General features: G+C 41.1%; 17 protein-coding genes and 1 pseudogene. 15 read left to right on the top strand and 3 right to left on the bottom strand.

Going from position 1 to position 11,486, the window contains the following annotated elements; genetic code table 11:
• Positions 1–468 (top strand): annotated as a pseudogene (locus A9Q93_RS09505) (hypothetical protein); the annotation flags it as partial.
• Positions 469–470: 2 nt separating this feature from the next.
• Here A9Q93_RS09505 and A9Q93_RS09510 read toward each other — a convergent pair.
• Genes A9Q93_RS09510 through A9Q93_RS09520 form a run of 3 tightly spaced genes read right to left on the bottom strand, consistent with a single transcriptional unit; the run spans position 471 to position 3,220 of the window.
• Positions 471–1,469, bottom strand: coding sequence for a hypothetical protein (locus A9Q93_RS09510; protein WP_303687162.1), 999 nt, complete (start codon positions 1,467–1,469; stop codon positions 471–473).
• A 45-nt stretch (positions 1,470–1,514) separates the two neighbouring features.
• Positions 1,515–2,495 (bottom strand): nucleotidyl transferase AbiEii/AbiGii toxin family protein, encoded by a 981-nt coding sequence (locus A9Q93_RS09515; protein WP_303687163.1) that lies wholly within the window; start codon positions 2,493–2,495, stop codon positions 1,515–1,517.
• Positions 2,495–3,220: a DUF6088 family protein gene (locus tag A9Q93_RS09520; protein WP_303687164.1), complete on the bottom strand. Its 726-nt coding sequence runs from the start codon at positions 3,218–3,220 to the stop codon at positions 2,495–2,497. The genes A9Q93_RS09515 and A9Q93_RS09520 overlap by 1 nt, the downstream gene beginning before the upstream one ends.
• 255 nt (positions 3,221–3,475) lie before the next feature.
• Between A9Q93_RS09520 and A9Q93_RS09525 the strand changes: the two genes are divergently transcribed.
• The 14 genes from A9Q93_RS09525 to A9Q93_RS09590 all read left to right on the top strand — a co-directional run.
• Positions 3,476–3,649 (top strand): hypothetical protein, encoded by a 174-nt coding sequence (locus A9Q93_RS09525; RefSeq protein WP_303687165.1) that lies wholly within the window; start codon positions 3,476–3,478, stop codon positions 3,647–3,649.
• Between the two features lie 79 nt (positions 3,650–3,728).
• On the top strand, positions 3,729–4,640 hold the full coding sequence (locus A9Q93_RS09530; protein ID WP_144665701.1) for a hypothetical protein: 912 nt from the start codon (positions 3,729–3,731) through the stop codon (positions 4,638–4,640).
• A 102-nt stretch (positions 4,641–4,742) separates the two neighbouring features.
• Positions 4,743–5,408 carry a hypothetical protein gene (locus A9Q93_RS09535; RefSeq protein WP_144665699.1) on the top strand — a complete coding sequence of 222 codons (666 nt, stop codon included), beginning with the start codon at positions 4,743–4,745 and terminating at the stop codon, positions 5,406–5,408.
• On the top strand, positions 5,398–6,021 hold the full coding sequence (locus tag A9Q93_RS09540; RefSeq protein WP_144665697.1) for a hypothetical protein: 624 nt from the start codon (positions 5,398–5,400) through the stop codon (positions 6,019–6,021). Before A9Q93_RS09535 ends, A9Q93_RS09540 begins: the two co-directional genes overlap by 11 nt.
• Positions 6,018–6,593: a hypothetical protein gene (locus A9Q93_RS09545; RefSeq protein ID WP_159259733.1), complete on the top strand. Its 576-nt coding sequence runs from the start codon at positions 6,018–6,020 to the stop codon at positions 6,591–6,593. Before A9Q93_RS09540 ends, A9Q93_RS09545 begins: the two co-directional genes overlap by 4 nt.
• Positions 6,562–6,789 carry a hypothetical protein gene (locus A9Q93_RS09550; RefSeq protein ID WP_303687166.1) on the top strand — a complete coding sequence of 76 codons (228 nt, stop codon included), beginning with the start codon at positions 6,562–6,564 and terminating at the stop codon, positions 6,787–6,789. Before A9Q93_RS09545 ends, A9Q93_RS09550 begins: the two co-directional genes overlap by 32 nt.
• A gap of 3 nt (positions 6,790–6,792) precedes the next feature.
• Positions 6,793–7,233 (top strand): hypothetical protein, encoded by a 441-nt coding sequence (locus tag A9Q93_RS09555; protein ID WP_303687167.1) that lies wholly within the window; start codon positions 6,793–6,795, stop codon positions 7,231–7,233.
• Complete coding sequence (locus tag A9Q93_RS09560; RefSeq protein ID WP_144665689.1) at positions 7,230–7,988, top strand: hypothetical protein; 759 nt, start codon at positions 7,230–7,232, stop codon at positions 7,986–7,988. Before A9Q93_RS09555 ends, A9Q93_RS09560 begins: the two co-directional genes overlap by 4 nt.
• 142 nt (positions 7,989–8,130) lie before the next feature.
• A complete protein-coding gene (locus tag A9Q93_RS09565; protein ID WP_303687168.1) occupies positions 8,131–9,459 on the top strand; it encodes a YncE family protein in 1,329 nt (442 codons plus the stop codon).
• Complete coding sequence (locus A9Q93_RS09570; protein ID WP_303687169.1) at positions 9,456–9,908, top strand: TIGR02594 family protein; 453 nt, start codon at positions 9,456–9,458, stop codon at positions 9,906–9,908. Before A9Q93_RS09565 ends, A9Q93_RS09570 begins: the two co-directional genes overlap by 4 nt.
• Complete coding sequence (locus A9Q93_RS09575; RefSeq protein ID WP_303687170.1) at positions 9,905–10,399, top strand: N-acetylmuramoyl-L-alanine amidase; 495 nt, start codon at positions 9,905–9,907, stop codon at positions 10,397–10,399. Before A9Q93_RS09570 ends, A9Q93_RS09575 begins: the two co-directional genes overlap by 4 nt.
• A gap of 1 nt (position 10,400) precedes the next feature.
• Positions 10,401–10,586, top strand: a complete 186-nt coding sequence (locus A9Q93_RS09580; RefSeq protein ID WP_303687171.1) for a hypothetical protein — start codon at positions 10,401–10,403, stop codon at positions 10,584–10,586.
• A complete protein-coding gene (locus A9Q93_RS09585) occupies positions 10,587–11,033 on the top strand; it encodes a hypothetical protein (protein ID WP_303687172.1) in 447 nt (148 codons plus the stop codon).
• On the top strand, positions 11,030–11,486 hold a 457-nt coding region (locus tag A9Q93_RS09590), incomplete at its 3' end, for a hypothetical protein (RefSeq protein ID WP_303687173.1). The genes A9Q93_RS09585 and A9Q93_RS09590, both read left to right, overlap by 4 nt.

The following is an 11,486-nucleotide window of genomic DNA, read 5'->3' on the forward strand; positions in this document are numbered from 1 at the left end:
GACATTGTGCTCACGCATCAGTCCGTAGCGAAAATCACTACATCAGAATGGCAAAACTGTACGTGGTTGCGTTTGCACCATCAGGTAGATGATGTAACTCGCTATCGAGAACGCATTCCAAAATATCAAATGGTTCGTATCGGTCAGCTCATTGTAGATGAACAATACGAGTTGTGTTCTAATGCTTTTGCAATGGGTAAGATCACAGAGCAAGAATACAAGATCCAGAAAAGTTTCTTTGTCTATATCAATATGCGAGAGCAACGCATACGTGGTTGTAGCCGTGCAGCCTTTATACGTGCCTGTAAAAAATTTATCGACCAGGAAGAAAGCCGTAAAGTGAAAATGTTACTGAATGAAGAAGATTTTGACGGCAACAACATCTACAAAACAAAGAATGATGCAATTGTGAAATTGATTTCAGATAAGTTACGGTATCACGAAGATGGGATGGTTGGGCCTATGTGATTTTAATCAATCTTTTCAAAGTATTTTTTGAAAACAAAACCGGATTTAGGCTCACCAGTTTCTTGATCAATATAATAGATTAATAAGTACTTATGTCGAGTCTCAATAACGCTTATCAACTGTCCCTTTTTAACGATACCCTTTATTGCAGCTCTTTTCTTATTGTTCACTCTCAGATTTACGTCAGTAGTTGCAAGCCTTTGTTTCGTGATTTGACTTAAAATGCTATCTAACTTTATATTAGTGTGCTCTTGATGCGATTTAAATTTATCGTCTATGATTTCAGAAAGCTCTTTGTTTGTCATTTTATGGGAATCGCTGTATAATGAAAAAATCATCACAACAAATGAAATGATTTGCATTATTTGAAAAATAAAGGCTTTAGCTTTTTCAGATTTAGACTTTGAACTTATCAGTTGCAATTCATCAAATAACTGTCTCTGAAATTTTTCAAAACTTTCCTGAGTCACATACTTATCTGAGAAAGTTTGTAGCGATTCTGCTTGAGTCACTATTGCTTCGGTAGCCTCCTCAACAAGATCATATTCCTCTTCAGCTTTATCAAGATCATCAAATGATATATTCTTCAAAAAATCTGTAGAAATACCTCTCAGTGCAACTTCTATAGCATTCAATGGCTTCACATAATTTTCAGCATACATTGATGATAAAGATGATAAAGATGACAAGCGCTGATTGAGCAAGGCGTGATTGGTTATAATGCCATCCATCTGATTTTTAAGTGGATTGTCTTTATACCAATCTAATAGCGGTACGATTCCAGATGTCACTTTAGAAATAGAATTCATCGATTCAATTCCAGGATGTTGGTGCATTGATTTAAGGATATCTAAAGCACCACCAAATGCTGCAATATTTGTAGGATACTGAATGCGTTTAGTCATTTCATTTACCCAATCTAATTTCGCAATACTACCCATCGCTGCTTCTATTGCTTTTTGGCTTGCATTTATATTTTTAAATTGATCTAATGGGTTCATATTGATATTAAGTTAATAGATAATAGATATTGAGTTTGTTGTTACTTATGACATCTCCCATTCAATTTCTCCCACACGATCCTTAATAGCTTTAAGAGATTTCAAGACTTCCTCATCGTCAGGTAACTCGCCAGTAAGTAATTCTTTGAAAGAGCTGTTGTAGGTTGATTTTATTTTGCTCCAAACGTCTTCAAGATCGTCAAATATGAGTGCTTTGCTTGGGTGTTGTGCGAGCCATTCCTTATCATTAGGAATCGCTTTGTCATCATCCTTACCTACTTGATTAAGCATTGCAGAAAAGTCTTCACTTGCAAGAAAATCTTGTATTCGCTCTAACTTTAATAGTTGGTGCAAATCATAGGTGTGCCTAACTTTATCTGCCAAGTCTTTCAAAGGATTATCAGTATAAGAAAATCGCACCAGACTTATCACTTTCTCACAAAAGGTACGCTCAATATCTAGCGCAACTACTTTAAAAGGTTCGAGCTCGTATTTGGTTATCAGATCCACATTTCCGGTACTGGCAATTAAATCGGTAATCATCGAGTGTATTTCAACCATACTGCTGGGATGCGGGCTGCCATAGCTTGAGACTTCAACCACAATCTCGTCACGCACGTGGCCAAAGGCTCCATCCATTCCGCTTTTATCATAACTGTACACCAGTTTTCTAATCTTCCCCTTTTTGTTCTCGATCAAATGTCCAGGAACATAAGTCAAAGGTTCTGCCACAGCTTCTGTGACAAGCTTAAGTTTCTTCTTGATGGCGTTACTTCCTTCTTCTTCGGTAGTGATGATGACGAGATCTATATCTTCCGAAAAGCGCTCAATGATCTTATGACATTTTGATAAAGACGTTCCACCTTTAAACACAGTAATATCCTTTGATGCAGGATTTGTAAATATTTGCTTGAGCGCAAAAGTGACCCAGTAATCTTTTTCAATAAATATTTCGGCAATGCCGAAATGATCTGCGGCAGCACGTATCGCATTTCTGAAGGGTTCTTGATATTCGTGTAATTTCATTAAGCGATGTTCCAGTTGTTTATGGTGGGTAATATATCCTTGGAAATCCCAAAGGTGTAGGTACTTAAGGCATTGATGTTCTCACGTAATGCGTTGCTCTGTTTTTCTAATCCCATAAACTCGTAGATGGCACCTATTAAGGCAGCAACTTTAGGTGGGTACGCTTTTGCGAAAGCGGTAAAACGTTCCAGATCTTTTGCAGAAAATTGAGCTATTCTATTTTTGAGAAATGAAAGAATCTGAGAGCTATCGCCATCAGGAATATTTTTAAAGTCTTTTGCAACATCGAGCACCTGTAGTAATGGAATGTTCTTTTTAGAAACGGTAACATAGCTCTTTGCAGGTCGTACCATTGTGTTTCCTACCTTACCACGTACTTGTTTTGAAGAACTAGCAATTCTCACTACGTTAGGAACCTGAGTGGTCAGCCTGAATTGATTGTACAATCGCACTCCAGTAATGTAGGCCACCTGTTTGTTATCTTCAAAAAGATAGATATTGAGCAGTTCTGTATCACTAGGTCTTAATTCGCCAAAGTCTGTTTGTTTAGGCTTATAATAAACACCTTTTCTATATCTCTTTATAGTACCAGCAGTAACTAGTCTACTTAAAGACTTAGAAGCAGCTGTAAACTCACCTTGAGGTATAGCCAGATCATCGTATGTAAATGCATCTCCTGCATCTATACGAGCTATCTTATCTTTTATGTATGCTGTTATATTCATAGTTTAAGCATTACAAAGATAGTTTAATTCTTTATAATGTCAAGTTTTTACATCTATTTACTTGACATATATAGCAATATCTATTCCTTTATCAGTTTCTTTATTTATAGCTCGTTCTATAGCTCCAGCATCTCTATCTCCGTCCCAAAGTCCCAAACCCTACCACGGTAAACCTTCTTCTTCCCTTCATCTTTGTGCTCACAAGGTTTAGAGACCTGCCCATTATTACAAACAGTTTTACAAAAACAACCCAAAATGGCACAGAAAAATGACATCGCCTGGCAACCTATAATGTATTGCGTAGGAGCAGGAATCGCCGGCATCGCAATAGGAACCTTACTGGTAGCACCTATGGTTCAAAAGATGAAGGCAAAAAAGCTCGCAGAAAAAAACAAGAAGACTGCGGCTATCCCTACAAAAAAGGCATAGCATTTAGAGATGCGCCATAAGGGACAACATATTCTTGAGATGAAAAACTCCATTGTTGCAATGGACAAATCCCAGACAAATGAAAGATTATAACGACGAGTTAATGCGCTACGAAGAAGACGCAGAAAACCAATACGACGATTACGACCACGAAGAAGACTATGATGATTATGACGATGAGGACGACTTCGATACAGGCTTTGAAGGCCTAGAAGATGGTTATGATGATGAGTTTGAAGACGAGTACGACGACTATGATGATTATGCAGATGAAGTTGAGTACGAAGATGATTATGACGATTACACCGCAGCCACAGTAGGCAAGATTGATCCTAACGACCGTACCCTAACGGTAGTGATCACAAACAAATCTGGCGCAGCGGCAGAGGCAAATGTTTTTGGCGGTAACCGTGAGGCAGCACAGCCTAATGGTGTGACCGTAGAGATAGAAGAATCCAGTCACAAGGAAGTACGTGAAGAGAGTAAGGCAAACCCTTTTAAAATATCGGGAATGAAGTACTCTGTGAGCAATCCGCTACAGTTTGATAATGTACTGCGCGTGGAGCGTAGAACAGCTTCAGGTTCAAAAACGACCAGAGTGTATCAACCGCGTAATGCGACTTCGCCACAAAACTTTACCCAAACGCTCATTGACGATGACAACTTCGAGATGGACGTGACGGGACAGGATTCCCTACAGATTATGGTAGAGGATGGCGTTACAGCCGTATTCACATTTACCATTAAAGCAAGAGCAAATCTGGGCAACTTGCTTAAAGGTCAGAACGTTGCAGAACTCTCTCGTGCACCACGTACGACTGGACTTCCACAACTGGACCTGATACGCAGTCGTAGAAAACCCAGACCATTAGGGCGTCCCAGACGTAGAGTGAGACGTTCTCGCAGGAGACCTGTAAGCCGTCGTCGATATGTCAGAAAACCGGTGGCGAGACGGTCTAAGTCACGCCTTGTAAGACGTAAGAGACGATAGTTGGAGCTCCGACTTGAGTCTTGACTCTTTCCCTAATTGAGACAGCCAGAGTCACGGTTTCCCCCAAACCTAGCTCTGGCTGTTCTTTTTTAACGACACCCTATGAAACGCAACAATAACCCCAAAAATCTCGCACAGAACAGGATAGACTATATCGTCTTTCATAACACAGATGCCGCAAATGACATCTTGTTTGATTACGGTTTTGAAAAAATTGATAACCAGCAACATCTGTCCCAGGCGGTCAAAGAACTTGTAAAGAACAAAGGGAGAAAGGTCATCAAGGATCTTTTAGAAATTCATCCAGACAAGGCAGCGATACTTCAGGTAAATACTGTTGAAAATTCCAAATGTGCTGCCTGTGGTGAAAACGCTGTAGTTCATACTGAGCGTAGCCGAAGTACGAAAGCGGAAAACTATTGTAAATCCTGCGGTCATTCCAACTATGCAGGTTCTGGAGATGAAGACAGTTTTCTGGATCAGTTCAATTCCTATGATGATAAAGCCCTAGAGAAGTATTATCAGGACATCGTAAAGCGATCCAATGAAGATCTGGAAGACAAAAACCTAGCACAGGAAGTTCAAATGGTCTGGAACGAACTGCGCAAACGCAAGGAAAGCAAACCAGAATCCAAACCAGAAGTAGCTGCCGAGAAACCCAAAGGCATCCATATCACAAAAGATGAGATGTTGCTTTTTGGCGTCGTATTTATCGCAGGTGTTCTGGTAGGTGCGAGCATAAAATTTGACTTAAAAAATGGCAAATAAAACCAAACAATTGAAATACAATCAGGCGATAGATGATATCTCATACCTGATCCTGCACTATCCCTTAGAACTGCAACAGCTCTTGCGTGTCTATGGGATCACTTTCCGTGACAGGCCATCACACAAGGCACTCATTAATGAGACTGTAGAACTGATGAAGGATGATAATTCCGCTTTCGCGAAAGCGCTTGCAGAACTCATATCCAGACTTGCAGGTCGCGAGGACGAGTTTTGGGGAGCCGTGGCCAAAGGTGCCGTGGGAATCCTGGGCGGTCTCTTCAAAAAGAAAAAACGCCGTAGTTCTGGTGGCAATACTAATGCAGCAGCCGCAGCGGCAGCTCAGGCAGCTGCGGCCAAAAGAGATATGGAGCGCCGTATGCAACAGATGCGTGAAGAACAACGCCGCCGTGATGAAGAGCGACGACAGGCAGAAGAACGCCGTCGAGAAGAACAAAAACGCAAGGAAGCCGAAGCAAAAAAGAAAACCAATATGATGCTGATGATAGGCGGCGGTGTGGTGGTTCTGGGCATAGGTGCAGCGATATTAATGAAGTCCAAACAGCCACCGATGCCGTATGGCGGTCAACGTGCGCAAATGCCACAACAGCTATGACAAACACATTCGGATTAACAGATTATGACGTGTACGACGATGGAGATTACGACAACTTTAGACGTGGTCGCAGGAAAATACGTAGACAGCGCAGAAAGGCAAGAAGAATCGCAAGACGTGCCCCAAATAGACGTATCAAAATCGCACCTAGACGGAAAATCTTGCGACGACCACCTATTGTAAAAGGAAGACCAAGACCTATTAGGAAAAAGAAAGTAGTTCGTAAAAAGCTGCCATCTAAAGTCCCAGTAAGCATCTTAATTCCCAAAGGAACACCTATAAAAACCAAGCTACCTAGCAAACCTATATTCAAGCCCACCTTGATAAAAAAGGGCAAGCCTATCAGTAAAGATCAAAAGGTTACAAAAGCGCAAATAGCAAGCCTTCAAGTTCCTGCAACAGTGGAGAAAGCAGCAGCAGAAAAGGCAATGAAGTCGGACGGTAAAACAGCGAAGGTGGTTAAGATCATTGCTATCGTCGGAGTTACTGGCGCTGTAGGTTTTGGCATCTATAAATACATTCAAATCAAAAAGAAAAGCAATGGACATACTGGCGCAAATAAAGGAAAGTGAAGTATCTGACGATGGAAGTTTCCAGGAAGGATTTCTGTATGGGTCTGTCAAGAATATAGGAGAAAAAACGGCTCAAGTAAATGGCGTTTCCCTTCTTCCAGGCGAAGCCAAAAGCTATCCATTTGTAGGTAAAAGTTACCACAAAATAAACTACGAACCCAACGGAAGCACCTTGCGTGTTCTGGAAGTACTATAACGTATGATTACAGGAGAAACAGAATACATTCTAGACGATAATTATGACGATTTCTTTGGCAACAAAAAGAAACGTCGTGCGCGTCGTGCCAAACGAAAAGCGCGAAGAGCGGCAAGACGCAGCGCACCGAAGCGCATTGCACGACGCGCTAAAAGCAAAGCCTTCTTTTCTAAACTGGGTAACGCCGTTCAGGATATGGGCGGAGCAACGGCTATAGGTGCTGCTATCGATACGATTACAAAACCAACACCTCCCACAGGATTTGGCGGTGCTAATGAACCTGCATCAGATTTTGATTTTTCAATCGGTACGGCAGATGTTCCTGAAGAAGAAAAGAAAGGTATTCCCACCATAGTTTTTGTTCTAGGTGGCGTGGTCGTAGTTGGCGTTGTGGGATTAGTGGTTATTAAGAATAGAAAGAACAAGCAACTGTATAGCCAATGATTATCCCGATTCCATCAAATAAAGAGCGTTTCAAAATACGACTGGGTATCAAGTCCAAAATGCCAGTGCAGTTGGGCATACGCGTGTACGATCCGCGATATCCTAATACGTATTATTTCAGGAGAAAAGCGCAGTTCTATGAAGGCGATGAGAAACGAGAATTTGTGATCTCGCTTCCCGTAACGCCAGAAGTACTGGAAATGGAGCTGTTTGACAAAGTTTCTGGAGAAGACTATCAGTTTGATATGAGCTACTTCAAGGTAGAAAAAATGAAACCTGCCGAAGTCTGGGCAACTACCGAGCAACATCGCTTTATGGATTTTGCCATAGACTTTGCCCAAAAAGCGGGACACACGCCTACAGGCTTTTACGATTCCAAAAACCACGAGTTTCTATTTCAATACTTACCTACGATAACAGATGCTTTTGGAAAGGAATTAATCACACCGGCGCGCACACATCGCAAGATGCCACGTGTACAGATCTCACAGCGCTTATTCATTGGCTATACCATTCCTATCCGCGTGGCAATTCTTGCCCACGAAGGATGCCATTGGTTCCTTAATACTAGAAGTCAAAAAACAGCAGATCTCTGTGGTATTAAAAAATATCTGGACTACGGATTCCCGACGATTGAAGCCATTTATGCTGTGACCAAGGTTTTTGGCAATAACCCACATCACGTTGGCGCATCACAGGTACAACGCACTAAGGACGTGGTAGCCTTTATAGAAAATTACAGAGCAAATGCATAAACTATTTCTTATCACAATGGCACTATTTACAATGGGCGCAACCATAAAATTAACGCCCAAAAGCACAGAAACTTTCGCCTGTGAAAGTTGCGAAGATCCTGCGGTAATTAAGAGAACAATCCATTCTAAAGAAGATGCTTATATGAACGACAATTCTGCAAAATATAGAACCGATCTCAAAAAATGGGGTACACGATCTGGCGTGATGCACGTTGCTTTCCCAGAAACGAAAAAGAAGAATTGCGACCCTTCAACAGACGCTGTTTTCTATGCCACCGATGAAGGTGTTATGGAAATTTCTGATTGTGGTTCAAGTAAGAGACCGCTTTCGCGAAAGCGTAATCTTATCAAAGATCAAAAACAAAAGGAAGGTTTTAAAAAGTATCAAAAACACCTGCACGATGAGTTTGATGTGATGCCGATTACAGTCAAAAATCATACAACGGATATCAGAAATGTTTGTCTTTGGGGTGGCAATAGTGAAAAGCCGATCACAGATCCTTTATTTATTGAGAACGCCGAAAAAATAGATGTTTTAGTAGGCACGCATCCACAACAAGTGGTACTCAATCCTGCGAATGATTTGTTGTATGTGGCTAATCAGCTTTCAGATTCTGTATCGGTGGTTGCCCGTGATGGGACTGTAATTGCCACAATTCCATTAACGGAGAATGCGATGCCTGGAACCGTTTCGCCAGTTGCTCTAGCCGTGAATACCAATCCTGGCTATTTCTACGGAATAGTGTATGTAATAGGTTCGGTAAATAATACGATGTATCACATCGGTCTAAATCACAAAGTGGTAAATGCCAACAGGACTGGAAAACGACCTACGGAGATACGCTTTGATGACGAAACAAATGAGCTTGTAATCAAAAATATAGTCTCTAAAAATACTACACGTATCAATGCCGAAACACAGGCACAAACGGAAACACCTTGGGATATACAAGACCAGTTTCGACTAGTGGATAATGATTCAACGTCTAAAATTGCTAAAGTCACTACACAGCTCAATCTTCTAACCATATTTAATGTATCCAAAAGTCCAACGGTAACCATCAATGATGAATACCACGAAGAACGTGAAGATTTCAAGTTTAGTCCTGGAATGTTGAAGCATCTCAAAATTGTGGCATCTGGAGAACGTCGTGTTAACGCGCTTCAACTATTGCAAAAAAGTATTGCCGGTAAAGAAATATGTAAAACGCTTTCTCTTGGTAATTATCAAAGTGCGCAGAGTTTTCAGAATGTGTCTGAAGTATTTGATGTGGATGGCTCTATGCTCGATGGGCAGAATAGTTGGTGTTTTAAGATTGGTGCATTGCAGACCATCACATTCATTCTGTATTACAAAAAGCTGGAAATGTACAATCTACTTCCAGAAAAGGCGTCGCTTGCCTATGGGGTGCAAATGAGTAAAGGCGTCCCCAAACGAGTTCCTAAAAATCCATTCAAATCCATTTTATGAATTCAATCATCAACACGGCTTTGAGCCAATACGGAGTCACGGAACTGGTTGGTCAAAAACATAATCCTGTAATATTGGATTATTTTGAAAAGATAGGTCATACGTGGGTCACGACCGATGAAACCGCTTGGTGCTCTGCTTTTACAAACTGGGTTGCCCTAGAATGTGGAAAGGAAATGAGCAATCAACTCACAGCACGTTCTTGGCTGAAAGTAGGAACAGAAACAAAGCAACCAGCCATAGGAGATATTGTGGTTTTTTGGCGTAGTAAGAAGAACAGTTGGAAAGGTCACGTGGCATTCTTTATCGGCTATTCTGAAGACAAGAAATGCATCTACTGTCTGGGTGGCAACCAGAACAATCAAGTAAACATCAAAGCATATCCAGTTTACCGATTACTTGGTTTTAGAAAACTCAATAATTCCATCACTCAAAATTCAATAAAATGAAAGACGTAGATTTTTTAGTTATACACAGTACCGATACCAGCGAAGCCTTAGATCTTGATGCAAAAACAATTATCGAAAAACATACCAACGACAAGCGTAATGGTGGCTTTGGCTGGAACCGTCCTGGATTTGACTACCTCGTCTTGCAGAATGGCATTTTAGAAACCATTATCCCTGAAGACAGTCCGACAGAAGTAGATCTTTGGGGCATCTCACAAGGCAGATATGGTATTACTGGCAATGTGAAAAACCTTGCTTATGTAGGTGGCAGAACACTCAAAGAAGCGTGGTGGAAAGACACACGTACCGAAGAACAAACCGCCACACTAGAAGCCGTGATACGATTTTATACTATTAGGTTTCCAGAAATCATCATCGTGGGTTTTAATGAGATTGCCACAAAACAGGATAGTGATAAACCTGGTTTTAGCGTCAAGGAATGGCTAGAAGAACTGGAAATTCCCAAGTGTAATATTTATCAAGGATTTTAAAATGAGAACCATCATCACATTGGGCATAGGATTCTGGATGGGACGACAGCTATACATCAATCACGATAAGAGAGTTGCAAGTGCCAGAGAAGCAAAATTAAAACAACGCTTAGTGGCTTTCCTCAAAGAGAAAGATCTCAAACAGAACCAAATTGAAAAACAAGCCAATCAACTTTTAGGCAATTAAATGGCACAGCAAGTAACCATAAAAAACACATCCTTTCTCATTCCAGAAGCCGACGACCCTTGTGACTTCTGGACGAGCTATTATACCAAATTGAAGAAGGAAGTGGGACAGGATAATGCCAAAATGCTGTGGTTGGTCACTTGGAAAACCAATGGATCTGCGCTATGTACTACAAGTCCGTCATTCAATAAATGGTTGCTTAAGAACGAGCTGGATGTAAGCAATATGGCAACCAGATCCATTGCAGATATTTCTGAAATAGGCGGTAATATTTTTGGTTTGGGCAAGAGCCTTACGAAGATTTTAGCCATAGGTGTTCCGGTCATTCTTACCATCACACTCATTCTTATCGTGGTGGTTTTACGCAACTCTGCAAAAGATGCAGACATCACAGATCTAGCGATGCTCACGCCAGCTGGACGCGCTACTAAACTATTAGGGAAATGAACAGACAGCTTATCTATAAAGTAAGTGGCGGTGCTATGGGAATTCTCATTGTTGGAAGCTCATTTCTATCCATACGCCAGCGCAAACGCGATCTAAAAACAAGCAAACTATTGACTCACATAAAGAAACAACTGGCTACCACGGCAAATAATCTCGATGCAGAAAATGCTTTTGACATTTACTATCTCACAAAAGTTTTGCAGAATGTAAATGGTCAAGTGATTGCAATGAGTGAGAGCAGCGCCACCAGTTTTGCAAAACAGATTCATAAGTCCTGGGGCGCGTGGTACGAAGGTGGAGATGACGAAGATGCAGTATATGCCGTGTTTAGAAAATTAAAGGATAAAGTTCAGGTCTCGCAAGTGGCTAAGGCCTATCAAAGTACTTACAACAAGAACTTAATCGAAACCATTAAGGATCGACTTTCAGAAGATGAAATCAAGATCATCCTGA

The sequence above is a fragment of the Nonlabens dokdonensis genome (genome assembly GCF_002162835.1).
Lineage (GTDB): Bacteria > Bacteroidota > Bacteroidia > Flavobacteriales > Flavobacteriaceae > Nonlabens > Nonlabens dokdonensis_B.